This is a genomic window from Desulfosporosinus sp. FKA (genome assembly GCF_002196785.1).
Taxonomy (GTDB): domain Bacteria; phylum Bacillota; class Desulfitobacteriia; order Desulfitobacteriales; family Desulfitobacteriaceae; genus Desulfosporosinus; species Desulfosporosinus acididurans.
Window position 1 is genome coordinate 416326 of sequence record NZ_NAHZ01000032.1, and the last position, 25459, is coordinate 441784.

A 25459-nucleotide genomic window follows, 5' to 3' on the forward strand; every position below is an offset into this window, starting at 1 on the left:
TCATTTAAGAAACTTCTCACTTTCTAATACGAGAGAACAAGTAATTATCTGACAAAATTATCATTGATTTATAAAATAAATATGACCATGATCGATGCATCAATTTCTTAATTATAGCTGATATTCTTGCAAAAAATAGGGGATGTGTAGTGTAGAAACTTAACCTTTAAAAATAAAAGTGGGTTCAGATAGCGAAAGGCGATCTCGCTTCACTGATATTGTGGAGTGAGATCGCCTTAAATTGAATGATTAGCAAGGAAAAGTGGGGACTCAATTAGGGTTAGATTATTCAATTTTTTACTTACCGACTCGATAAGACTCAGCCAAGATTTGAACAGTATGCAATACTTCTCGGTCAAATCCAGCATTTTCGATCCCACTTTGCAGCTGCAGCCGACAAGCCGGACAACCCGTTGCTACAGTATCCGTATTAGTCGTCTGGATATCTGCTGTTTTACGATCAGAAATTTGTACGGAGAGATCCGGGTGTACAAGACTGAATGATCCAGCCATACCACAGCAACGACCCGGCTCTTTCATTTCAATCAATTCCACACCGGGAATGCTTTTTAAAATTTCACGCGGTTCTTTGCTAATCCCCTGTCCACGGTTTAAGTGACAAGGTTCATGATACGTCACTTTACGCGTTACTCGACCCAAACCTTCTTTCTTAAAGGGAACTTGATGAATCAGGAACTCAGAAATATCATAGGATTTTTTAGCCCATTTATCCGCCAGGGCTTTAAATTCGTGATCATTTTCAAGCAACTCTCCATAAACATGCTTCCAAGCAGTACCACCTGAAGAACAGGCGACAACTAAGGCATCCGCCCCCATTCTCTCAAATGCCCGCAAATTACGTTTGGCCAAAGAACGTGCTGAATCCACATCCCCATTGACCGAGGCTGGGATACCACAACAGGCCTGGAACTTAGGAATGACAACTTCGATGTTATTTTCTGTAAGCACCTCGATCACAGCTCTGCCGATGTCCGTGTAAAAATAGTTGATCATACAGCCCGTGAAGAACCCAACTCTCATATTTGGGTTTTTAATCGTAACCACTTCAGGGAACTCGGAACGCAAGGTCTTCTTGGACAACATTGGGAACAATTTCTCCTTACCTATCCCAACATCCACGCGCATACGTGCTAATTTGCTGTGTCTACTCGGCGCGTTTTTCAAGGCAACACCTTGGAAGATACTTCCCGCCTTCATCCCGAAATCGAACATTCGCTGCATCTTCAACGCAGTAAAGGCAATTTTTTTGACTGGATGCAGCCCTTTTTTTCGGACGGCTTCCGCTCTTGCTGCCAGAATAATTTTATCGAACCGAACCCCGCAGGGACAGTTGGTATTACAAGCCATACAGGTCGTACAAAGGGAAAAACGATCTGCCATTCCCTTAGTCATCTCTGCTTCTCCCGAGAGAATGTATTCCGCTAAACTAATCTTTCCCCTGGCAACTCCGACTTCTTTGCGTGTTTCCTTGTAAATGGGGCATACCGCCATGCAATTTCCGCATTTCATACATTTATGGAGTTCTTCGGTAATCGAATCCAGTGAATTATATACGGACACGATCAGTCCCTCCTTACCATCTTCAAGGGGTTCAATACATAGTTGGGATCCATGGCTTCTTTAATACGCCGCAAAGCCGCCACACCTGCTTCTCCAAATTCCAAGCCAAGATATTTCATTTTGGCGATACCAATTCCATGTTCACCGGAAAGGGTTCCTCCAAGCGCTATCGCCGTTTCGAAAATCTCGTCTACTGCCATGTGCACTCTTTTCATTTCTTCTAATTCACGTTCATCGGTTAAAATTGTGGGATGTAGATTCCCGTCTCCTGCATGGCCGAATGTAGCAATTTGCAGATTGTATTTTGTTGCAATTCTACGGATTGCTTTAAGCATATCCGGAATTTTACTTCGGGGAACGGTCGCATCTTCAAGTACGGTCGTCGGTCGTTTTTGAGCGAGAGCAGGAAGCGCGCTGCGACGAGCCAACCACAAAAGATCGCGCTCTTTATCATCTTTAGCGATTTTTACCTGAACAGCTCCTTCCTCTTTCAAAATGCGTTCTACCAAAACAGCTTCTCGTTGGACAACTTCCTTGTAGCCGTCCACTTCACATAAGAGGACTGCTTCCGCGTCCATCGGAAGTCCCGCATGCACAAAGTTTTCCACGGTCTGAATAGTCGCATTATCCAAGATTTCAAGCGTCGCCGGAATAACTTTATTGCGAATAATGGCTGCGATGGCCCTCCCCGCTTTATCAATGTCATCAAAGACCGCTAAAATGCTTTTGCGTGCTTCTGGAGCTGGAATTAGTTTAACGATTATTTCAGTGATAATCCCCAACGTTCCTTCGGCCCCAGTAAAGAGAGCTACTAAATCATACCCTGTAACGTTCTTGACCGTTTTTCCTCCCCAACGAATGACTTCTCCGTTCGCCAAGACCATTTGCAAGCCCATAATATAATGTTTGGTTACACCGTATTTCAGCCCACGCAATCCACCCGAACACTCTGAAACCGAGCCGCCCATAGTTGCTGTGGTGACTGTACCTGGATCCGGCGGGTACAACAAGCCGTATTTTGCCGCTTCATCATTGAGAGCCTGAATGATCACCCCAGGTTGAACTGTTGCTGTTAAGTTATCCTGGTCAACTTCCAGGATTTTGTTTAGGTTAAGCATTGAGAGAACGATACCCCCTTCAATGGGAATAGTTCCCCCACTTAGGTTCGTTCCAGAACCACGAGGGTAAATAGGGACATGGTGACGAAGGGCGATTTTCACGACATCTGCCACCTGTTCAGTAGATAGAGGTGCAACCACAACATCTGGCTTATGATGTTTCATCGCCGCAGTTGCGTCATAAGCATAGGTCAATAAGTCTTCCTGCTCTGTGAGGACATTTTCACGACCGAGCACTTGAACAAGGTCTTCCAAGACTTCATGAGCTAACATCCTTATACCTCCTTATAACCCTTCGGATATGTACGCCGGTCAGACCACATAATGTAAAATCATTTTAAGCAAACTTAAATTTAAATAAGTAATTATAATTCTCGACTTAACAAACTAAGTGGGAAGGGTCACATATCACCTCTTCCCACAAAGTCAGGATGCAAACAAACAACAAGAGACATTACCTAAAGAGATACGCTTTAAATTTCTATTAACTTATAATTCAGAAACAAGTTCAATTCAGAAATAAGTTTTCTACACTTAGAAATTACAGCATTTCACTAAAACTTTGAACTCTGGTTTTAGTCTGTTCAAAGGATGTTGTTTCAAGGTCAATTTCTATAAATAAGCTTTTAATTCCAGCTTCTTCAAACTGTCTATAGTAGATTGGATAGTCGAATTCTTCGGGGTCACAGAACTTCATCATGCAAACCACAACGGCATCTGCCTTAGATGATTTAACCGTATCGATAAGCATTGGACCTCTTGATTTCTTCGCATCTGTAGCAAGAGAACAACCATCGAATTCTTGCCACCATTTAGCCAATCTATAGAGTGGGTCTGGGCCTAATGGAACATCATTTCTGAACTGTCTCGATTCCTGTGCAAGGTCGTCTGCAACAACAGCAAAACCGTTTTCTTTTAGAATTTCTAATACTTCATTTGGTTCAGCCATAATTCCTGTTAAAACAACCCTTTTACCTGTAAAATCTTCAACAGGTAACGATTTAAGCTCTGAATTCAATTCTTTTACCATAGCCGTATGTTTAGATTTTTCCATAAAAGATCTTGCTTTTATAATAGCATGACGTTTTATGGGATCAATAATCTGAGGATAAGCAGCGGCTATGTCCACAAATTCACGCATTACTTTACGATTTTCGTTATAAATGTCAATGCTTTTGGTTAGTGCCTCATCAGTAATCTTAACATCCAATATTCTTTCGAGTTTTTCACGAACAAGCCTATATTCCTCAGCAAGAAACTTATTTGCTGCTTCTAGTTTTCTGTTTTGAGGATGAGTAAATACGATAACAGGTGATGTTCCTTTCCATTTTTGGCTAAGACATTTTAAGGTGTCACAAGGAACGGGGAAAAGTATAGCTTCTAAATTATCATATACACCTTCCAGCTGCATTTCCATAACGGATTGCATAATCGAACACGCAAAGGGAGGTAAAAAGGCACGGGCTTTAGAAATACTCTTCTGTCCTCCCCAAATACCTACTGGAAGAAGACCTGCAGCATGAATTATTTCTTCAGGAGCATAATAAGGCATAACACCTACTGCCCCTTTGCCGGTTTCTTTTTTATAATCTTCCATAGCCTTTTTGGGATTATTTGAAATAGAAGATAATTCACTTATAATAGTTTCAATTCTACTCATTAGAAACTCCCTCCTTATTCTGCTTCATCATTTCATCTAATGCCTGTATACGTGTATCGAATTGTGCAGGAGAAAAGTTACGAGGGTCAGTTTGGTCTCCATCAAAGCTCACATAGGGTAAATGATTTCCTTTTTGTAATATATCGGCAGTTTCTACATTTAGAAAACTCATTAGCTTACAGCTTCTGTTCTGATGATAAATAACTCCGTCACACTTTCCTCCACTAATTATGTCACTAAGAACCTTAACTTTGTTATCGAGACAAGTATTTATATAAATTCTAGTATAAGCTTCTGCCATTGAACTCATATCACCTGGTGTATAAGAAAGATTCCACAGACCAGGATAGGCTGAACCTGTCATTATATTTCCAAGATTCTTTAAGCCTTTAAATGTATGTCCAAGGTGTGGCCAAACAGCTATACCCTCCCATGTTACACGCTTTTGTTCATTTCCTTTAAACGCGTAGATACCATTTTTAAGATTTTCCTCAAGTTCATCTGCAAACTTTTTAAAGGTAATTTCTGCGTAGTCTCTACTTCTTGCACAAACTATCAGTGCCATATAGTTGAAAAGATCAAAACCGTTTAATGGTGATGGTTTATGTGATGACAAAGAAGCGATTCTGTTCCATTGGGCAACAGAACGTTGTGTTTGTTCCTGTACTTTTAAGAATTTGTCGTAGTCGAATTTCTTACCACAGATTTCCTCAAGCTGAGAAATGGCATTCTTAAACTGTTCTGCGATATAGTCCTTAGAATACTGTGGTATTGGCATTGTATGATTAAATGGAACATCAATGATGATCAGAGGAATATTTAATTCAACGGCAAGATTCTCATACCACTTAAGCAATGTGTTACAAATATTGTTGCATGTTATTACTAAATCAGGAAGTGGTATTCTTGCCGCTGGAGATTTTTCAAGCTTTTCTGGTGTTTTTCCCGTTAAAGCCTCTTGTTTTAAAAGTTCCATATAACCCATATTTACTCTTGCATAAGAGCAAGTATCCACGTTATAGCCTTTTTCATCTGCAACTTCAAGAACATCTAAGGCACCTTTTCTTGCACCAATACCCGCAGCGTGTGTTTCAGGATATATCATAGCAATATCCATAGTGACACAAAACTCAGAAGGAGCAACAGATGCAGACCAACAAACAAGTTTTCCTTCTTTTTTTGCCCGTCTCGCTTCTTCATATAATTCTTCTTGATAGAAACCTAACAATTCTTTGGCACTCATATTCGATGTATCAGTCATTTTCCATACCTCTTTCCTTTATTTATTTGCTCCAATAACTTCGTCGAAGGCAAATATAGCAGCTCCAAGTGCAGCTGTAGTTTGAGGATTAGGCGCTACGATTACTGGTTTTTTTAGTTCTTTGCTTATTGCCCTAACTACCCCTAAGTCTTTGGCAACACCTCCGCACATAACAATGTCCTCTTCCACCCCACATCTATAGGCAAGTCCACAAGCTTTGCTGGCAACTGACTGATGAACCCCCGCAATAATGTTCTCTTTAGCAACTCCGTTTGCAAGCTGAGATATTACCTCAGATTCCGCAAAAACTGTGCACGTGCTGCTAACAGTGGCAGGTTCCGTTGCACGAGAATCGTATTCTGCCATTTCATTAAGACTAACTTCAAGTACTCGTGACATAACATCAAGAAAACGTCCTGTTCCAGCAGCACATTTATCATTCATAAAAAACTGCTTAACGCAGCCTTTACCGTCAAGTTTAATTGCCTTAACATCTTGACCACCGATGTCAATAATTGTTTTTGCTGAAGGAACTAAAAAGAAAACTCCCTTAGCCTGACAACTGATTTCGCTGATTTGTTTGTGTGATTCTTCTACTGAAGATCTTCCGTAACCTGTAGCAATAATTTTAGCCATGTCTTGCAATTTAAGACCTGACTTTGAAAGAGCTTCATCTAGTACACGTTTTGGTCCAGTAGAACCTGTTCCAATTTGGATGACTTCAGCAGCGATAATATTCGATCCATCTTCAAGTATTACAACCTTTGAGGATGATGAACCAATATCAATCCCCATAGTAAACATAGATTAATCTCCTTCTTTAATTATTTCTTCAACTATTTCAATCATTATTTCTTCAGGTTCATTTTTTCTTCACTAAAAAGCCTTGGGTCCATAGTCTTAACATTTTTGTCAATCATAGGGGCAAAATCCATTAAATCTATAATTTGTGTTTGGATATCAATTCCAGGAGCAACTTCTATTAAGTTAAGCCCACCTTCTTTTAATTCAAATACAGCTCTTTCTGTTATATATAAGACGGGTTGTTCGGTTTTAATTGCATATTTTCCACTAAATGTAACTTGTTCTACTTGTTTTATAAATTTCTTTTGTCTTCCTTCTTGTTCTATTATTAATTTTCCATCTTCAATTTTTTCTTTTAGGCCACCCGCCGTAAATGTACCAAGGAAGAATACTTTTTTTGAATTTTGGGTTATATTGATAAAACCTCCACAGCCTGGTATTTTGGGACCAAATTTACTAACATTAATGTTACCCTCTTCATCGCATTCAGCTAAGCCTAAAAATGCCATGTCAAGACCGCCGCCATCATAAAAATCAAACTGACTATTTTGGTCAATAATAGCATCAGGATTTAACGTAGCACCAAATCTAGCTCCACCTTGCGGACTGCCTCCAATTGCACCTGATTCTACAGTTAATGTCATGTAACTTGCAATTCCTTCTTCACTTGCAACTTGAGCAACATACTCAGGTGTTCCTACACCTAAATTAACAACAGTATCCTTTACCAATTCCATAGCTGCTCTTCTGCCAATAACTTTTTTAATAGTCAAGGGGGTCATTTCAACATTACCTTCAGGTGCTCTTACTTCCCCGCAAAGTGCCGGATTATATTCTTGTCCAACACTTTGTTCATGATCTTTCATATCAACTACTTCTACAACAGCATGAACATAAATACCAGGTATTTGAACCAGTCTGGGGTCTAAAGTACCACCCTTTACAACCTTTTCCACTTGAACAATTACTTTTCCACCATTATTTTTAACTGCCTGTGCTATAGATGTAACCTCAATAGTAGCTACTTCTTTTTCTAGGGTTACATTTCCATACTCATCCGCATAAGTACCTCTAAGGAAAGCGATATCTAAAGGAAATGCTTTGTAGAAAAGCTTTTCTTCATTGCCAATTTTTATAACTTCTACTAAATCTTCTGTCGTCCTGGCGTTTATTTTACCTCCGCCATTTCTTGGATCAACAAAAGTACCCAATCCAACATGGGTAATTGTACCAGGCCTATGTCCCGCGGCATCTCTAATAATATATTCCAAAGTACCTTGTGGTAAGTTGTAACCTTCACATTTATTAGCTAGACACAGTTCGCCTAACTTTGGAGCGGTATTATAATGACCTGCTATTACTCTTTTTACCAAACCTTCGTGGGCAAAATGATCACCGCCTGTGCCGTTCCTGCTGCCTTGTGATGCTGGATAAAACAAAGTTATATTTTTAGGGCTGCCGGTCTCTAAAAATTTCTTTTCTATGGCTTTATAAAGTGCTTCTGCAAGAAGATTTCCAACAAATCCACATGTACAAAGAGTGTCCCCATCTTTAACTAAATCAACAGCCTCTTCTGCTGTCAGAATAGCAACCTTTCTCATATTAGGCCCCTCCTCCAATGTTTTCCTCAGTGACTTAACCTGCCCCGCAAATTGCGGGGCATTGAATAAGAATATTCCAATTATTAAGTCACTGCGGACACGTCAGTCATATGTGAGAGATTTCTTATGTCGCAAACTATTTGGTAACAGTTATTTTAAATATAGTCCTCTGCATAAAGATTTATGAATCCACAATTTAAACAAACATACTTTATTATCTTTTGGCTTTGTGGAGGACTGTCAACTACTTCACTATTCTCTATTAAGATAAATGCATCATCTTTTGTTATGATATCCACCTGTTTTATTTGGCCAGAATGACAAGCAATACACTCTTTCATTCGTATCTCTCCTATCAACTTAACGACATCACTCCACAAACCGTCGGTTGTTCTTAAAAAAATAAATTATTTGAAAATATTTCCGGCAATAATCATTCTCATGATTTGATTTGTTCCTTCATAGATCTGAGTAATCTTAGAATCTCTCATCATTCTTTCAACATGATAATCCTTCATGTAGCCATTTCCACCAAGCATTTGAACGCATTCTACAGTTACATGCATCGCTGCGTCTGTGCAAGCCATTTTTGCCTTCGCTGCTGAAACTGAATAAGGTCTTCCAGCTTGTTTATCAAGAACTCCTTTGTACAAGAGATACTTAGCTTGTTCAATTTCGATCTCTAATTCAGCCATTTTAAATGCTAAATACTGATTCTTGTATAAAGGCTTGCCAAACTGGATTCTATCTTTCAAATATTGTTTCGCTATATCAAATGCTCCTTCTGCGAGACCAAGTCCTTGGGCTGCAACTCCGAATCTTCCGCCATCAAGAGTCTTCATTGCAATGCCAAAACCTTTTCCCTCTTGTCCTACTAAGTTTTCAGCTGGGACAATACAGTCATCAAAAAGCAGTTCTGAAACTTGAGTAGCTCTGATCCCACATTTGTTTTCAATAGTACCTATTGAAAATCCCGGGAAACTTTTTTCAATAATAAACGCTGATAATCCTTTTGTTCCTTGACTTATATCCGTTGAAGCAAATACTAAAAAGGTCTCTGAGAGAGGACCATTTGTAATAAAGCATTTAGAACCGTTTAATACATAGTGATCTCCATCTCTTTTAGCTGTAGTTCTTACACCTGCTGCATCTGAGCCCGCATTTGGCTCAGTTAATCCGAAAGAACCAAATTTCTTTCCAGAACATAGATCTGGAAGATATTTTTTCTTTTGTTCCTCTGAAGCATTTTGATATATTCCTCCCATACAGAGAGAGGTACTTACCGAATATGAGATACCAACGGCACTATGCACTTTGGAAATTTCTTCGACGGCTAAGATGTAAGATAAGTAATCTCCGTCGGAACCACCATATTCTGATGAGAATGGTAAGCCCAACAAACCCATCTCGCCCATCTTCTTATACTGTTCTACAGGAAATATACTATTTGCATCGCTCTCATAGACAATAGGTTGAAGTTCCTTTTGTGCAAATGATCTTGCCGTGTTCATAATCATTTCCTGTTCTTCCGATAAACTAAAAGAATTAACATCCATTTTTAATTGCCTCCTCCTAAATTTTAAATAGCCTCTCGGCATTTGCCGAGGCAGTTGGGACAAGAGTTTCCTTGAACCAACTTTATTTTCCCCGGTGTTGGTACCTTCTACGACTTCTTCAAACGCCTTTGGGCTGCCCGTAGAGACAATCTCAAGCCCAAAAAAAGGCCGAGAGACGCAAGAAGAAAACTAAGAGAGGTAAAAAGGGAGAAAAGGCTCAACGACCACGCCGGGTAAACTTAAACGTTTGGTCGAGCGGATGATTCTATTCCACATTTTTCGGACTCGAATTCTTGACATCTCCGCGAATCATGGTTTACTTGGAGACGTGAAGGCGCTTACTATAAAAGTGTTACCATTTGCTCAGCTGGCTTAGAGATAAAACCTAATGGCCGCGGCAACCTCAGAAATCGTCAAATGTCGTTTTGCTCAAGGACAACTTACGACTGTTCCCTGAGAAACTGTGTATTTCAGACAAATGAAAGTGAACAAGCCTGAAAAACGATTATTTGCCTTGTTCATCTTTAGAAAGAATATTTAATTGTTCGATACTTGTCTAAAAAATATAGATTTTCTATTCAGCCTACTTCAATAGGTTCACTTGATGTTTCGTAACACAATAAAAATCCCATACCACCTCCCCTTGCCGAATTTGCAATTTCACAAATATTCAAATATGCTTGACAATTATATAATACATCGAATTTTCAATTTAATCAATATTCATATTTAAATGAATATTATAATTAATTGTCGTGTCTTGTCGCCTCTTACCTCACATGCATTTTTTGCTTGTAACATCTTTATGTTAAAAATAAAAAGAAGCGCCAAAACGCTCCCTCATCGCCAAAAAACTAATATATTGTTGGCATCAACGTGTATTGATGTGTTTACTGCAGCAGAGTAAAAAAGCAACTAAGTCCGATGCTTAGTTGCTATATGTTTCAAGTTGAACTTAATGCCCTGCGCTCCTAGCTTATTCGACGGGCACCAAGGTAAGAGCTCTTATAGTAAGGATCATCAAGGTTAGAAATACAAATGCCCTTATTGGAATCAGCTGCGATGAACTTTCCGCCGCCGATATAGATACCGACATGCGATGCTCCCGGAGCATACGTAGAAAAGAATACTAAATCACCAGCCTGCAGCTGCTCCCGGCTCACTGAGACTCCCGATTTAAATTGTTCTTCAGCAGTTCTTGGTAAAGAAATACCGACACCCTTAAATACGTATTGAGTATAACCCGAGCAATCAAACCCACTACGACTGTTTCCACCGAAAACGTAGGGAACACCTATTAGGCTTAGAGCATCATCCACTAGTTTTGAACTATCTGATCGCGAAACTTCAGGCACGGATGCCGTATCCGTAACAGTCTTCACGGTTAGATATAACCCAGAAACCCATCCAGTTTGACCATTGTAGCTGACGTTATACCAATTACCGGTATTCTTGGCTATCACCTCAACTTGGGTGTTTTTGGGAATAGTAGTAAGTACTGCTGAGGTAGCTGCATCTGTTTTACGTAGATTAAGGGCCGATGCTGTAACTATTCCAACTGTCTTCGTAATAACTGATATAGTTTTACCGTTCCCGGATATTGCACTTGGCGTAGTTTCTGATGATGTGTCAGTAACCGTCTTAAGTATTAGGTACGCTCCCGAAACCCAACCAGTCTGACCATTATATTTGACATTGTACCAATTACTTGGGTTTTTAGAAATCACATCAACTTGAGTGTTTTTAGGAATGGCAGTAAGTACTTTCGAGGTAGATACATCTGTCTGACGTAAATTAAGCGCCGATGCAGTTACAATTCCAACTGTTTTAGTTCCGACTGATTTCGTTTCACTATTCCCGGACGTTGCCGCCAACAAGCTTCGAGGTGATGCCAGTAGACACATAACGATAACTAATAATGTAACTATTTTCTTCAACTATTTCACCCATCTTTATTACATGTATCATTTATATATTCTACCTTTCTACAATATTTCCTGTAGGAATTGAATATTTTTATTAAAAGTGAGTTAGGCAAGTAAAAATTGAGGAACACCAAGCACAGGGTGGTTTATTTTAATCAAACGGGTGCCATAAACACTGGTAATAATTTCTTGGTCCATTACCTCTGTTGCATTTCCGCATGCTCTAATATGTCCCTGTTCCATCAAGAGGAATTTATCACAGTATTGTCCGGCAAGGTTTAAATCGTGTAAGACCATGATTACAGTAATGCCTTTTTTAAAGCGCCAGCGGCGTACATGCTGCATCACCAAGACCTGATGACCGATGTCCAAATAGGTGGTAGGTTCATCCAGAATCAACACAGTAGGCTGTTGAGCCATAGCACGTGCTAAAGATACCAGTTGTCTTTGGCCTCCGCTGAGGGTATTAACCGATTGGTCTTGTATCTCCCACAGACCTAGGGTCGTGAGCACCTCTTCGACAATCAAATCATTTTGGCGGTTAAGCTCACTAAAAGGTTTTAACCAAGGATAACGGCCCATGGCAACAACTTCTTTTACTGTAAAAGGCAAGGGGGCAGTTCCTTCTTGTTCTAATACCGCAATCTGCCTGGCAAGTTCCCTCTTGCGGTATGAATGTACAGTTTTGCCCCGAAACCGTACTTCACCTTGGCTCGGAACGAGCAGACCGCTAATAACACGAATCAACGTCGATTTACCGCTGCCGTTCGGCCCGATAATACCAGTGCTTTCGCCTTCGGTTAAGTGAAAGTTAATGTTTTGCAGCACTGGCCCCCAGCCATAGTCCTGGCTGACACCGCATATTTCAAAAAGACTCACTTTTGCCCCTCCTTAACCCTTTTTTTAATAGATAAGCAAAAAACGGCGCACCTACAAAGGCTGTCACAACCCCTATAGGTAATTCCTGAGACGGTATTACAGCTCGGGCAATTGTATCTGACCAAAGGAGGAAAATAGCACCTGCCACAGTAGATAATGGTAAGAGAACCTTGTGATCCGGTCCAATTACCAAACGCATCAGGTGAGGTACGATTAACCCTACAAAGCCGATAATGCCAACTTGGGATACAGCCGCAGCCGTAAGTAGAGTACCCGCAGCCAGTATAGCAATTTTCTTTTTCTCCACTTCCATCCCTAAGTAAGTTGCCGCCCGTTCACCTAAAGCAATGACATTAAGATCGCGGTATTGCAGTAACAGGTAGACCATACCCGCTATAAAGTAAGGCAGCAGAATAACCACGTTCTGCCAGCTGCTATTAGCCAGGCTGCCCATCATCCAAAAGACAATCTCTTGCATCTGGTGCCCTGCAATGGCAATGAGGAAGGTCAAAAAAGCGCCAAAAAGAGACTGAATGACTACACCGGAAAGAATTAAGGTTTCTCTATCCCGCTGCCCATGATGTTCCGCGAGTACCAAGACCAAAGCTAGAGATACGATGCCTCCGGCAAAAGAGACTAAGGGCAGACCCAGTTGGCCTAACCATGCTATGTTGTGCAAATAAACAATGTAGCCTGCAGCACCCAGTGCTGCACCAACCGAGACCCCTAAGATATAAGGATCAGCTAAAGGATTGCGTAAGATTCCTTGAAAGGCAACACCGGAAGCCGAGAGCATTGCTCCCACTAAGACAGCCAGGAAAATTCGCGGAAGCCTCAATTCCCAGATAATTGCATTTTGAACCAGGCTTCCGGCCGGGGGCATATACGGTAAATGATCGAGAAGAATTCGGAAAGACAAGCCAAAAGGCACATACACAGACCCGATTGATAGGCTGGCCAATATTGTAAGAAAGAGCAGGAAGAGTAATCCCACCGTCCATGGTATAATTTTACGTTTCATAAACATACTCATCTTATTGGAATAAACTGGGGTACAATGCCTTAGCGATGCTTTCCATGCCGTCGATAATCCTTGGGCCTGGTTCTGTGACCAAATCGCTGTTAAGCTCGACAACCCTGTTATTCTTTACTGCGTTAATATCTTGCCAACCTGGTCGTTTCATAATAGTTTGTTTGGCGTTGACGTTATACTCGCCATAGGTATATAAAATTACTTGGGGATTTGCCGCCATTACCTTTTCACTACTGTATTGAACCCAACCCTTGACATTTGCCGCGATGTTTATACCACCAGCCTTGCTAACCAATTCATCCATAAACGTGCCGCTTCCTGCTGTATACAAAGTCGGGTCAACTTCAATCCAAACCTTGGGACGATCTGTATCTTTTACCAGGGCGACTTTCTTTTCAATCGCTCGTTCTTCATTTTGCATACTGTTGATGACTTTCGCCGCGGAAGCTTGAGTATCGGTAATTTTGCCAAATTCCTTGATGGTAGTGTAAACATTAGCCAGATCCTGGGGGTTACTAACAATTACCGGTATCTTTAAATTGCGAATTGCTGCAGTGGTTGTAGGGCTAATCTCTCCCAGAATGATTAAGTCCGGTTTGAGCTTAACAATCTGCTCTATGTTCGGGTTTAAAGTATCCTGAAACACATACTCTACCTTTTTTTGTACATTAACTGGATTGTTATCATATTTGGTTACAGCAATAACATTGTTGCCCGCTCCTATCGCGAATAAGGTTTCCGTGGCACTCGGTAAGATACAAATAATTCGCTCTGGCTTAGCCGGTATAGAAACTTCTGTCCCGGAATCATCTTTAATTGTTAGGGGATAGTTGGTTTGTGCTGAGTTTACTTTGTTTGTTTGATCCGTCGGATCCGTTGCTTGTTTAGCAGTTTGAGTCCCGCAGCCAGTCAATATTCCCAAAACTAAAACCATTATGAGTAACAAAGGCAAAGCTTTTTTCATTACGACTAACCTTCCTTTCATAAGTTAACCTTTTAAAAACAAAAACCCTTCACTAACGGAAGGGTAAAAGTCTTGCCGGTATCAGGTATGATTACCGTTAACTTAGGTATTTATATCCTAACATTCCCGTAGGCAGTTGAAATTTGTGGAATTTTTCATAGTTTAGTATACGACATGTAGGTTGTCAAGCTATTTCGACATTATATTGTTTTACGTCGTGCATTCTGATTACCATCCTCTGTTGTAACTTTTAAAGCAATCGCCGCATACTGTTTTGCCATCCTGTAAACGCATTTTGTGCTCGGGAGCGCCTTCGCCGCAGATTTCGCACACGACAGTATTAAAGAGCCGCGCTCTTTCGGGCAGCTCAAATTTAGGTTCGGAAAAAGTAAAGATTTCATCTACAGGAGTGTTTAAGAGGTACTCTTGCCACTGCGTCCGATCCAGGTCTTTGTTTTTCCCAGGTTTCAGGCAAACGCGCAGCTTTTTACCGTTGCTGCGATTAAAGAATGAGAACGCCTGTTTGCCGGAATCGTGATATATCAGATTTCCTTTTCCCATTGTGCAGCTTAGCAGCGCCTGAACGGCATCCACTCCGCAGGCATCGTTTTCAGTTACACAAACGATCTGCTCATCATCCGAGGTTCCGATCCCCATTTTTTCGATGGCTGCTTCGCATGCTTTAAACCCGATTGCAAGTCCGGGACATTCATGGCCGTGAAACTCAACAGCCTTTTCCCAAAGTTTTTGGTCCATTTCATTTCCTCCCTTAAAAGTTCTTATAACTTTTGTATATTCTCCGAACAACTAAAGCTTACTAAATCTAGCTGAACGAGTTCACTGACTAAAAAAAACCGCCTGTGAGCATAATTTGCAAACTATCTTTAACTGTTCGTACAGGCGGTTTCAAAAAGGAGGTGTATTACCAGATTCTGCCCGAATCTAATAACCAAAACATTAAAGACAACCAAATAAACTGTATTCAGAGTCTAAGTGTTACAATATAGAAATTGACAGATCTCATTCAGTATCCCCTCAAACAAAAAAACCATGAAAATCCGCCCTTCCTAAAGGCAAGACCTTCATGGTCATGTTTAAAATATAGAGTTTTCTGTGTAACAAATTGATCTTGGTATCTTCTTGATACAGTATCATCTTTTTTATATTCTATACTTTTCTTAAAATTCCTTCTTAAAATAAAGGCTATTTCCAAAAAATTCAGATCACTATCCCTCAAACACATAAGTATATAGAATATTTCGTTTCCCTCAATTGATTATATCGTGGATAACCCCAAATAATGGATGTTTATAGGTATATGTCATTTTAGCTTTTAAACGCTAAATAATTTTGTTGTTTTAAAGCGGGTATTTCTCTCCTTCTTCCAACATAGTCATATCAAGGATAAGGTCGGATGGAGGGTAAAACAGTGCAATTCAATATCTCTCAATTATTTCTTTCTACATTTCTAATTCATATTATTGATACCTTTGCTTATTCCGTACGGCTTAATTCTGTTAAAAGCAGGCAATTCGCCTTGTCCAATACTTTTTTTAACCTTTTCTACCTGGTTTCTCTGGCGGCACATACCCTTCAAGCCCCTTTAATTGGAGGATTGATGGATATTTCTCTTAATCAAAAGAACAATCCACTTCCATCTATGCGCAAAGTCATCTGGATAGCGGCATTAGGGGTTCTTATGGGTAGTTTGTTAACCCCGACTTTTTTAAGTTGCTTCTCTAAAGCAGTAAGCAACCTCGAACGATCAGGTTCTGTACCATCCATTATTATGAATACCTTAAGATTCGACAATATCCGAAAATTCTTTTGGTACATTAAATTACCGTCAAAGAACATGGTAAATACTCTGCCCTTTCGTAAAATCCCGGGCGAATTAATGGCGCTCAATGCTTTCGTCACCGGCCTCTATACAATTGGAGTGATGTCGGCTTTCTATTCCACATTACTGGTTAATACTGAACACCGTCTGGCAGCTTCGGCGTCGGCAGGTATCATTAACACTGCTGCCAATATTATTCTCATGCTTTTTGTCGATCCAAAGTCTTCGATTATTACTGATCAGGCTTTAAGGGGAAATCGACCCTACGAAGATGTCAAGGCCCTTGTCGTTATGCTGATCGGTTCTAAGTTAGCTGGAACCTTGATGGGGCAAGCGCTTCTTATTCCGGTTGCCCACGTTATTGCAATTATCTATCGGTAATTATATAGTGAAACAAGAAATGTGAGGGATATTATGGAAGGTCAACGTCATCTGGGCATTTTCTCTTGGTTTGGCTTTGTACTCCCTTTTCAAAAGCGTCTCAGCTTGATCAAGGAAGCTGGATTTGACGCAACATCCATCTGGTGGGAAGACGAAGATAAACCATGGCTAACCAAAAAAGAGGATATGCCTAAGTTAGTTGAAAATATGGGGTTAGTGTTAGATAACTTACATGTACCATATAATAACTCTAACGAATTATGGTCGGAGCATACATCCGTCCGATCAGAATTTATTCAGCGACATATTCGCTGGCTTAATGACTGCGCCATTCATCACATACCGGTTATGGTTATGCATTTGACGGAAGGTCTTAATCCTCCTGACCCCAACCACTATGGACTACAGAGTTTTTGCCAGCTTGTAGAGGCTGCGGAAGAGCTTGGAGTAACCATCGCCATCGAAAACACTCGGCGCAGTGATAATCTTCCTTATCTGCTCTCCGGAATCCCATCGAACAGTCTGGGTTATTGCTATGATAGTTCTCATTACTTTTTATCTAACAAACAGGATTATGACTTACTGGATAATTTCAGTGAGCGCCTTGTTGCGACTCATCTGTCAGACAATGACGGACTGGAAGACCGGCACTGGCTGCCCGGGCATGGCATTATTGACTGGGTAGGTCTAAGCAGACATTTTCCGACGGCTTATCACGGAGGCTTAACCTTGGAAGCTTATCCTACCGTCGAAGAACGACAGCAATCTCCTGAAGCTTATCTTGAAGCTGCCTTACAAAAGGCTAAAGATGTCTGTATTCTATTGGGAAACTCTACAGTTTCAGCGATCCGGTAATCTCTTCAATTCTCTCCGGTTCTCAAAATCAACACCATAATATATTTATTAGAGTAGTTTATATTCGACCCCGGGTTCATTAATATAGTCCATAAATACTAAGTAAAAATTTTGTAAATGTTGTATAAAAAGGAGGCCACCGGCCTCCTAAAATATCAAACCTCTTCCACATCCTGTTTTACAATCATATTTTATCCAAGAGTTTCTTTTGTGGGAACATATTGTAGTAGAAGAAAAGATTAAAATAAATATTAACGTTCCTTTCGATTAGAAGAACCACCGCGTCTTCCAACTATATTCTTTTTGAACTTAGCACTTCCATAAAGGCAATCATATTCTTCTTCTTCTCCAACAGGCGTGATTACGTCGGTTAGACCTGCTACCATAGTAATTTCATTATTTGTTGAGACATCTAATAAAGCCGCAGCTTCAAATAGAGCAACTACGACATCTTCTTCAGTTTCGATACTTACATCAATTGGTTCAAGAAGAGCCACAGAATGATCGTTCGGATGGGAAATATAGACTTTGGTCAAATCAATAATTGTTTCTGCTCCTTCAGGAAGGCTCATTGAAACTGCCACTCTACCATTCGGTCTGACATACCCACGTTTAATTTCAACAGTTACTTTATAACAGTTCATATAATCCCCCTCAAATTTTTTTTTTACATTGCCCGCATCCATCTTCCCCATCCTCTTCTGCTGAAACAGGTACAAACCCCAAAATGCTGCGTATCGAGTAAACTCCAATTTTAGGTTTGGCCGTTGCTTCACCGTGTGAGAGTTCTAATTTAAGAAGCCCTCCATCAACCTCTTTGACAATACCAGTAATATTTGGGGGCCTCCCCGCTGGAGGACTTGTACTCATTAGAAGCTGAATCCTTTGTCCTTTTACAGACATCAATGCCTGTTGCATGTTATTACTACATACATAATGCACGATTTGCAATACTAATTCTTTAATACCTAAGGCATTACCATCCAATAATAATCCCCCCATTCCATAACCATACTAACTTATTATATGGCAAAATCTTCCACGTGTTATTCGGCATGTCTTTGAAACCATGCATAATCTACTTTTCGATATTTTGTTAGCTTGTCGCCTTAGAAACTACTGAAACATAAAATAATTAAAACTGTAATGATTGGAAGAGATATTATGTTTTTACAAAACTGTAAATCTGAGGACATTAAAACCATCTGGACTAATCTTATAACATTTTTGGGGTATATCAACTCAATATTGCTCAAGACAGACATCGAACAAAATCTAGGGAACTGGTCTCAGGGACAAAGAGTTTTTATAGCTTGGGAAGGCGGTACAGCTCAAGGCCAGATTGCGAGAATCAACATCGGCGGAATTACACTTTATAATGTCGTTGTAAATAATATGGCTATGGAAACGCTGAACATTCGCATGGCCAAAATCATTGCAATCGGTATTTCTGCGCCAGAACCAGAACCAGAACCAGAAATAGAGAAAACGCCCGTGTGGAAAAGACTTTAAGAAATCATCTGAGGATATTGAGAAAATCTTTGTGCTTGTCACACCTGTCCCTTTCAAACATACATTAAATTAGAAAGGGACGACAGACCTTTCGAAAACTTGGATAAGGAGGTGTTTTATAATGCCTGAAGGTGGAGGCTTGTTTGATTCTTGGACTCAGGGACAACAATTAGTAATTGCCTATTCAGGTGGAACCGCCAGAGGTTACCTCGCTGCTATGCAAGGTAACATTGTATCCCTTTATAACGCAACCCTCAACGGAGTAGCAGTCACGACTCTCAATATATTAATGCCTGACATTATATCCGTCGGCTTAGTTGGAACCTAAAGCACGATATTATTGTTAAACTTGTCATAATCACAAGTATTAAAAGAACTATAAGAATTCTGGTAAGGGAGCGTCGCTAAACTACTTTTTGAAGTAGTAAGTGATGCTCCTCATATCTATCAGCTTTAGCTGAACAAGTTCACTGATTAATGAATAATCCGATTTAAATAGAGTATTATATTTTATTTTATAAAGTTTAAAAATAAAAACATTATTCCAAGCATTGTAAGCTAATTTTAAATATGTAATAATTAGTACAAGCAGAAGGAAATATCAGGTTTAATATAAAATTTGCTTCTAATGTACATTAGAAGCTGCTCTGTATAGAAAGGAGTTGACTATAGATTTGCTTAACAAAAACTTTTTAAGCGATGTTCGGGAAGCTTTAACAATAAATCAAAAATTCAGCGAAAATAATTTTCTAGTTAAGAAAATTGAAACCCAATCCAATATTACTCTTTCTATCATTTACCGTTTTGACCCGGAGTTCTATTTCCAAGCCAGCGTACCTAAGTCAGAGGATATTAATTATAGTATCCCAACCCAATTTAACCCTAAAACTACAGCAAATGCTGAATTGAAGAGAGTTACTGATTTGAAAAATTCTATATCTTCATGGACTGAGCAAATATACAAAGAACTCATGGTTAGATTTTATAACTAATACGATAATGTTTTACCAAACTTTCTTGTTTTAATACAACTTTGACGTGCAGATCAATACACCGGCTTTTCTTTATTGTTGGAAAAGCCGGTGTATTTTTATCTATTGTCTTAAAGCAGGCCATACCGAAGGTGATCAATCTTAGAAACCTATATCCCATATAGCTATTTTGTATATTCACGTTTTAGATAGAGGCTTTATAATTTATAAATGGCTATTGAGATAATTGTCGAATTGTATGGTATTGTTGCTGTTATTCTAGAATATTGTCATTATCGTAATCAGTTTATAATTTTGGGGGAGGGCTTTATGACTGAAAGTGAGAAGTTTACAATTCCGATTTCTAGTGATCTCTTTAGGTTATCCAATTATTGCTTATGGAGTGGAAAGGACGTTCAATTATGAGTAAAAAAGAGCAAACACCGGTTTCTTCCGAGCGTACTATCGATTGGAAGCAGGGCCTGGCCATTGCAATGGGTGTGCCCTTGCTGATTCTGCCATCCATCGGTTACTTTACAAAATATGTTCTGGGTTTTTCAATCATTGTCTGGGTTCTTTCCATATTTCAGGGGTTCATGCAAAATACGGCATATGGCGAAATGGCTTCCGTTTTCCCCCAGGCATCTGGTTTGCCCGGTTTTTCTCAGGAAGCCTTCAAGGGAACCACCATTGGCAAATATGACATCGGCAAACTTGTAGGTGGATTCAGCGCATGGGGCTACTGGTTCTCCTGGAACTCCGTTTTAGCCGTATACGCCATGTTAATCGGCCAGTATCTGCACAACCTGCTGCCCGCATTTGCAAATGTCGATACCACGGTTTTATCGATTCTTTCCGGCCTCGTTGTGTTCTCTCTTTTAATTCTAATCTGTTATCGCGGTCTGGCCAGTGGAGCCATCCTCGGCTATATTCTGAGCATCGTTTCCATTGTTCCCCTGGTGGTGCTCTCTGCCGCCCCAATGCTGAACGGAAAATTCCATCTCAGCAATATCACGCAAAATATGCTTCCCGCTGCTTGGAGCTGGAGCAGCGGCCGAGATCTTCTGATATTCGTAGGAATTATGGCCATGGCTGAATGGAGCGCCTGCGGCTGGGAAACTGCGGCTATCTACGGACCAGAGTATAAAAATCCCAAGACAGACATTCCCAAATCCCTGTTCTCCTGCGGCATTATCTGCGCTTTTATTTATGTTTTCGTACAGGCGGCTTGTATCGGAGCGCTTGGGACAAATGCTGTAATCAATGAGCCAAACTCGCCCATGTTGTTGCTCGCCCAGCAGTCTTTCGGAAGCGTCGGTGCGACGATTGCCGTGTTTATGCTGATTGCCTCTATGATTCTGATCATCCAGACTGCGTTTTTCGGCTCCGCCAGAGCGATGGAGTCTATGGCGAAGGAGGAGAATCTCCCGGCAATTTTCGGAAAAACGAATATGTATGGAACTCCAGTGATTGCAATGGTGGTCACAGCACTATTTAATATGGCGCTGATCACGCTAAAATCTCCTGCGGCCGTTCTTGCCGCTTCAGCAATTGGCTACATATGTGCCAACGGCATCAGCCTGTTCGCCTATGTAAAAGTATACTCCGACAAAAAGCTTCGTTCGCTGCACAGAGAATTTAAGGCTCCTTCTGGATGGAAGATCATCGCGCTGATTTGCGCACTGGTCAATATTCCGCTGTACTTAGTCGGAATCACGTATCTGAACGCCATGGACTCCGGTTGGTCGTCCACACTTGTGGGAGTGGGTGTGCTGCTTTTATATATCCCGCTGTGGTTTTATACCCAGCACCTTGTCTCGAAAAATCAACAATACCATGCTGGCAAATCAAAAGCAGCTTAAGCGTTTTACAATCAGCACCTTGTTTAGAAGATGCACCTCTTCCCCTAAAGCCGCCTACATACAAGGACGAGTGTGCAGACCTTATTCACAAAAAGCACGTGTCGGAAAAACTCCAGTCACGTGCTTTTGTGCTTTTGAAAGGGCGATCATTCTCGATTTGCATATTAATGACGGACTCTTTTGCTCCCCCATAAAATAACTCAAGACCATCAGCTATCTCAAGGGATGAGCCACATAGGATTCATCGACAAAACATACATTGCTGTTGTCACAAACGTGGAACCATTGTACTACCCATTTCTACTCGATTTCTTCCATTTTCTTTTGCAATATATAAAGCTGCATCAGCGTTATTTAATAGCTCGAAATAACTACTATTTTTCGCTGGAACCATTGTGGCTAGACCAACGCTAACTGTTAAATAATCACATACTAACGATGATTCAAATCGGATTTTCAAATCTTCTACTGATTTTCTAATATTTTCGGCGATATTGCGTGCTCCTTCTAGGTTGGTATTAGGGAGAATAACCGCAAACTCTTCCCCACCAAATCGTGCGGAAACGTCACCGGCTCGCTTAATTTCTTTTATTAAGGCTTTTGCAACCTCTTTTAAACAATAATCACCTGTATTGTGGCCATATGTATCATTGAACTTTTTAAAGTAGTCTATATCGACCATAATTATGGAAATCGGCTTTTGTTCACGTATAGCCCGAAACCACTCCTTGGTAATTGCTTCATCAAAATACCGTCTATTATGTATACCCGTTAAAAAATCGTGGTTAGAACTAAAACTAAGTGTTTCATTAATGAGCTCTAAATCTCTTGTTTTCTTTATTAGGTCATTTTTTAAAGATCCAACAATTAAAATCATTATTGGCATAAATATACAACTTATGAGAACACGTTTCCAATTATCTGGAGAATACCTTAATAGATGTCCAGAACTTGAGAAAAAAACTAGCGAATAAGTTATTGTAAGCAAACAACTTATAGCACCGGAAATATAACCACCTAAAAAAGTAAAATAAACGATTAATGTGATTAATATAATATTCGGATTTGGTATTTTAGTAAGATATAGAACTATGATCGTTATAACTGTCGAGATAAAACTAGTTATTGGAACATATTTTTTAATACTATGTTTGTCACTCAAATAGATCCTCTCCAGTTTTTACCACATCCATATTAACTTTCACTGTGAATACATATATTTACATACGCATTCATTATTATAATCTTCTTTTTTTCTAACCATTCCACATCTTTCCTCTATTTCCTCCTATGTTCGTGAAATTAATCTAAAATAAGCATAAATTTAATTCTACTTCATAGAGAATAGTTCTAACATTCCTTTTAGGTAGTATCTACCCTAAAAGTGCATACTTCCATATTTTTATCTATTATATATAATTATACATATAGCTCGCACATAAACTAAACGTTGGAGCAAAAATAAGAACATGTTTAAAAGTATTTATTAAAGCAAAAAAGAAGGGGGATTTATCATGGAAATTAATGAATGGCACAATGAAACAATTGGGCGCAAGGCTGTTGAAGCTTTAAAAAAGAATGAGTTTGACGCAGTGTATTTTGCAACCGCTGAAGAAGCGGCGGCTTTTATTATGAATCACGTTAAACCAGAAATGACCGTGGGTTTTGGCGGCTCAATGACAATCAAGAACATGGGAATTCAAGATAAGGTTAACGCTGTCGGCGGCAAGGTTTTGGACCACGGTGCACCAGGTATTGCCCCGGAAGAAAAGATAGCTATTTCCAGGCAAGAAATGCTGAGTGACTTATATCTATGCAGCAGTAATGCCATTACTCTGGACGGTATGCTTGTAAATGTTGATGGCTTAGGAAATCGAGTCGCTGCCATGAGTTTCGGTCCCAAAAAAGTAATTATCGCAGCTGGTGTCAACAAACTCTGCCAAAATGAAGCTGCCGCCTTTGCAAGATTAGAAGGGATCGCAGCTCCTATGAATAATAAAAGACTGGATACTCCAAATCCTTGTACTAAAAGCGGTGTGTGTGTTAACTGTCAATCTCCAACCAGAATATGCAGGGTATATTCTGTAATGAGGAAGAAGCCGATGGCGGCAGATATAACGGTATTAATTATTGGCGACAGCTGCGGATATTAATACTGCAAGAGCATTATTTAATGAAGGATATTGCAAATGCCTCTTCTTCTCTATTTTGGGGTATATTATTGTTGAAGGTTTTTAGGAAACAATAAACTCCAGGTAGGAAATTGGAGGGCTTGTGATGATTAATTTATTAGGGAGAACATTAGCCGGATTTTTAATGCTTATAATAGCCTTGGCTGCCTTTATTTTTTTACCTGCATGGACAATTAATTACCTGCAGGCTTGGGTCTACCTGCTAACATTTTCAATTTCGGTGATACTGATAACTCTATACTTATTTAAAAGGGACCCACAATTGTTAGAACGTCGTCTCAAAGCAGGGGCAACCGCTGAGAAAGAAAAAAGCCAGAAAGCGATACAAGCCCTGGCAAATTTGTTTTTCTGTTTTGTATTCATTTTTGCAGGGCTTGATTTTCGCTTTCATTGGTCCCGAGTACCCCTAAATATTAGTTTATTGGCCAATGTTTTTGTTGTCTTAGGATTTTATATAGTATTTCTGGTTTTCAAAGAGAACAGCTATACTTCCGCCATAATTGAAGTAGATAAAAATCAGAAAGTCATTTCAACAGGACCCTATAGGTTGGTACGTCATCCTATGTATTCTGGGGCAATACTAATGATGATATTTTCACCTATTGCTTTAGGTTCTTATTGGGCTGTACTCTTTGTAATGCCGTTAATCCTTACCATTGTTCTTCGGCTTCTGGACGAGGAAAAATTCCTATCTAAAAACCTCTCAGGTTATACAGACTATTGTAAAAAGGTTCGTTATCATTTGATACCTTTACTTTGGTAAATATCTAATGACGTTCAGAACGCTCCGGCAGGATGTTTACACTTTGACCTTGAAATTCAATAGTGCATTATATATCGATTCAAGAACATCCACCACTCTATTTAAAACGATTTCTGTAACAAATTGTTTCTGATCATGCCTCTTCATTATCGGGACATTTATTTTTTCCGCAGTTGCTTGCTCCGCTTTAAATACGATTGCAAAATAGACAACCCCTGCTTCGCTGCCTTCATTATGTACATCAATATTTGAGAAGGTTCCGGTTACTCCAACACTAAAATCAGCTTGGGTATTCTTCTGGCCAATAACAGCCATGGCCTTTGCACACTCTAAACTATATACGCCATAGTTCTCTAGAATATCTTCAGAAATTCCAATAGCTAGTTTTTGGCGGTTTGAATAAGTAACATAACCCCCTGGAGTGACATCCGATGCTCCTTCTACATCTGTAATCGCGGAAATGATATGTCCTCCTGTACAACTCTCAACAGTTGTGATGGTTGCAGACAGCTCTTTAAGCAACTCTACAACTCTTTCTGCACTCATAAAAACTTTGCCTCCTTAGGAATGATCGCCAACCTTATCAAGGAATATTTCAAAACTATTCTGGGACAAATTATTAAATTTATGTCTTAAGCTAGTAGAGTTTTACAGTTCAAAATTAATGAAGAGAAAACCTCCGGAGATGACTTCGGAGGTTT

Annotated in this window: 25 protein-coding genes; 8 read left to right on the forward strand and 17 right to left on the reverse strand. The window is 39.9% G+C overall.

Annotation, left to right across the window (positions count from 1 at the left end; all coding sequences use genetic code 11):
• Positions 1-297: 297 nt before the first annotated feature.
• From B5771_RS18845 to B5771_RS18905, 13 genes are all read right to left on the reverse strand, one after another.
• Complete coding sequence (locus B5771_RS18845) at positions 298-1581, reverse strand: (Fe-S)-binding protein (protein WP_088188902.1); 1284 nt, start codon at positions 1579-1581, stop codon at positions 298-300.
• Positions 1582-1583: 2 nt separating this feature from the next.
• Complete coding sequence (locus tag B5771_RS18850) at positions 1584-2972, reverse strand: FAD-linked oxidase C-terminal domain-containing protein (protein ID WP_088188903.1); 1389 nt, start codon at positions 2970-2972, stop codon at positions 1584-1586.
• A 268-nt stretch (positions 2973-3240) separates the two neighbouring features.
• Positions 3241-4359, reverse strand: a complete 1119-nt coding sequence (locus tag B5771_RS18855) for a 2-hydroxyacyl-CoA dehydratase family protein (RefSeq protein WP_047811408.1) — start codon at positions 4357-4359, stop codon at positions 3241-3243.
• Positions 4352-5620, reverse strand: a complete 1269-nt coding sequence (locus B5771_RS18860; RefSeq protein ID WP_047811407.1) for a 2-hydroxyacyl-CoA dehydratase family protein — start codon at positions 5618-5620, stop codon at positions 4352-4354. Before B5771_RS18860 ends, B5771_RS18855 begins: the two co-directional genes overlap by 8 nt.
• An 18-nt stretch (positions 5621-5638) precedes the next feature.
• A complete protein-coding gene (locus B5771_RS18865) occupies positions 5639-6424 on the reverse strand; it encodes an acyl-CoA dehydratase activase (protein ID WP_088188904.1) in 786 nt (261 codons plus the stop codon).
• A 44-nt stretch (positions 6425-6468) separates the two neighbouring features.
• Positions 6469-8025, reverse strand: a complete 1557-nt coding sequence (locus B5771_RS18870; protein WP_088188905.1) for an acyl CoA:acetate/3-ketoacid CoA transferase — start codon at positions 8023-8025, stop codon at positions 6469-6471.
• Positions 8026-8180: 155 nt separating this feature from the next.
• Positions 8181-8366 carry a hypothetical protein gene (locus B5771_RS18875; RefSeq protein WP_088188906.1) on the reverse strand — a complete coding sequence of 62 codons (186 nt, stop codon included), beginning with the start codon at positions 8364-8366 and terminating at the stop codon, positions 8181-8183.
• Positions 8367-8432: 66 nt separating this feature from the next.
• The gene (locus B5771_RS18880) at positions 8433-9581 is read right to left on the reverse strand and encodes an acyl-CoA dehydrogenase family protein (RefSeq protein ID WP_047811403.1); all 1149 of its coding nucleotides are present in this window, start codon (positions 9579-9581) and stop codon (positions 8433-8435) included.
• A gap of 971 nt (positions 9582-10552) precedes the next feature.
• Positions 10553-11518 (reverse strand): NlpC/P60 family protein, encoded by a 966-nt coding sequence (locus B5771_RS18885; RefSeq protein WP_088188907.1) that lies wholly within the window; start codon positions 11516-11518, stop codon positions 10553-10555.
• 93 nt (positions 11519-11611) lie between these two features.
• Entirely contained in the window at positions 11612-12385 is a 774-nt protein-coding gene (locus B5771_RS18890; protein ID WP_088188908.1) for an ABC transporter ATP-binding protein, read from the reverse strand.
• On the reverse strand, positions 12372-13406 hold the full coding sequence (locus tag B5771_RS18895; RefSeq protein WP_088188909.1) for an iron ABC transporter permease: 1035 nt from the start codon (positions 13404-13406) through the stop codon (positions 12372-12374). The genes B5771_RS18890 and B5771_RS18895 overlap by 14 nt, the downstream gene beginning before the upstream one ends.
• 13 nt (positions 13407-13419) lie before the next feature.
• Positions 13420-14382 carry an ABC transporter substrate-binding protein gene (locus B5771_RS18900; RefSeq protein WP_088188910.1) on the reverse strand — a complete coding sequence of 321 codons (963 nt, stop codon included), beginning with the start codon at positions 14380-14382 and terminating at the stop codon, positions 13420-13422.
• Between the two features lie 228 nt (positions 14383-14610).
• Positions 14611-15138, reverse strand: coding sequence for an FmdE family protein (locus tag B5771_RS18905; RefSeq protein ID WP_088188911.1), 528 nt, complete (start codon positions 15136-15138; stop codon positions 14611-14613).
• A gap of 673 nt (positions 15139-15811) precedes the next feature.
• On the opposite strand from B5771_RS18905, the gene B5771_RS18910 reads away from it, so the two are divergent.
• Positions 15812-16603 (forward strand): lipid II flippase Amj family protein, encoded by a 792-nt coding sequence (locus B5771_RS18910; RefSeq protein ID WP_088188912.1) that lies wholly within the window; start codon positions 15812-15814, stop codon positions 16601-16603.
• A gap of 33 nt (positions 16604-16636) precedes the next feature.
• Positions 16637-17458 carry a sugar phosphate isomerase/epimerase family protein gene (locus B5771_RS18915; protein WP_088188913.1) on the forward strand — a complete coding sequence of 274 codons (822 nt, stop codon included), beginning with the start codon at positions 16637-16639 and terminating at the stop codon, positions 17456-17458.
• A gap of 251 nt (positions 17459-17709) precedes the next feature.
• Here the strand turns inward: B5771_RS18915 and B5771_RS18920 are convergent, their stop codons facing one another.
• Entirely contained in the window at positions 17710-18102 is a 393-nt protein-coding gene (locus tag B5771_RS18920; RefSeq protein ID WP_140417763.1) for a hypothetical protein, read from the reverse strand.
• Between the two features lie 10 nt (positions 18103-18112).
• Entirely contained in the window at positions 18113-18445 is a 333-nt protein-coding gene (locus B5771_RS18925; RefSeq protein ID WP_088188915.1) for a hypothetical protein, read from the reverse strand.
• Positions 18446-18622: 177 nt separating this feature from the next.
• Here B5771_RS18925 and B5771_RS18930 point away from each other — a divergent pair, with 177 nt between their 5' ends.
• From B5771_RS18930 to B5771_RS18950, 4 genes are all read left to right on the forward strand, one after another.
• The gene (locus B5771_RS18930) at positions 18623-18970 is read left to right on the forward strand and encodes a hypothetical protein (protein WP_088188916.1); all 348 of its coding nucleotides are present in this window, start codon (positions 18623-18625) and stop codon (positions 18968-18970) included.
• A 121-nt stretch (positions 18971-19091) separates the two neighbouring features.
• The gene (locus B5771_RS18935; protein WP_047811390.1) at positions 19092-19298 is read left to right on the forward strand and encodes a hypothetical protein; all 207 of its coding nucleotides are present in this window, start codon (positions 19092-19094) and stop codon (positions 19296-19298) included.
• Between the two features lie 346 nt (positions 19299-19644).
• Entirely contained in the window at positions 19645-19962 is a 318-nt protein-coding gene (locus B5771_RS18940; protein WP_088188917.1) for a hypothetical protein, read from the forward strand.
• Positions 19963-20363: 401 nt separating this feature from the next.
• Entirely contained in the window at positions 20364-21803 is a 1440-nt protein-coding gene (locus B5771_RS18950; RefSeq protein ID WP_088188918.1) for an APC family permease, read from the forward strand.
• Positions 21804-22071: 268 nt separating this feature from the next.
• Here B5771_RS18950 and B5771_RS18955 read toward each other — a convergent pair whose 3' ends face one another.
• Positions 22072-22965, reverse strand: coding sequence for a GGDEF domain-containing protein (locus B5771_RS18955; RefSeq protein ID WP_088188919.1), 894 nt, complete (start codon positions 22963-22965; stop codon positions 22072-22074).
• 352 nt (positions 22966-23317) lie between these two features.
• Between B5771_RS18955 and B5771_RS18960 the strand changes: the two genes are divergently transcribed.
• Both B5771_RS18960 and B5771_RS18965 read left to right on the forward strand, forming a co-directional pair.
• Positions 23318-23956, forward strand: coding sequence for a lactate utilization protein (locus B5771_RS18960; protein ID WP_047811386.1), 639 nt, complete (start codon positions 23318-23320; stop codon positions 23954-23956).
• A 124-nt stretch (positions 23957-24080) separates the two neighbouring features.
• Complete coding sequence (locus tag B5771_RS18965) at positions 24081-24758, forward strand: isoprenylcysteine carboxylmethyltransferase family protein (protein ID WP_088188920.1); 678 nt, start codon at positions 24081-24083, stop codon at positions 24756-24758.
• A gap of 36 nt (positions 24759-24794) precedes the next feature.
• Here B5771_RS18965 and B5771_RS18970 read toward each other — a convergent pair whose 3' ends face one another.
• Positions 24795-25304, reverse strand: a complete 510-nt coding sequence (locus B5771_RS18970) for a nicotinamide-nucleotide amidohydrolase family protein (RefSeq protein WP_088188921.1) — start codon at positions 25302-25304, stop codon at positions 24795-24797.
• Positions 25305-25459 lie beyond the last annotated feature (155 nt).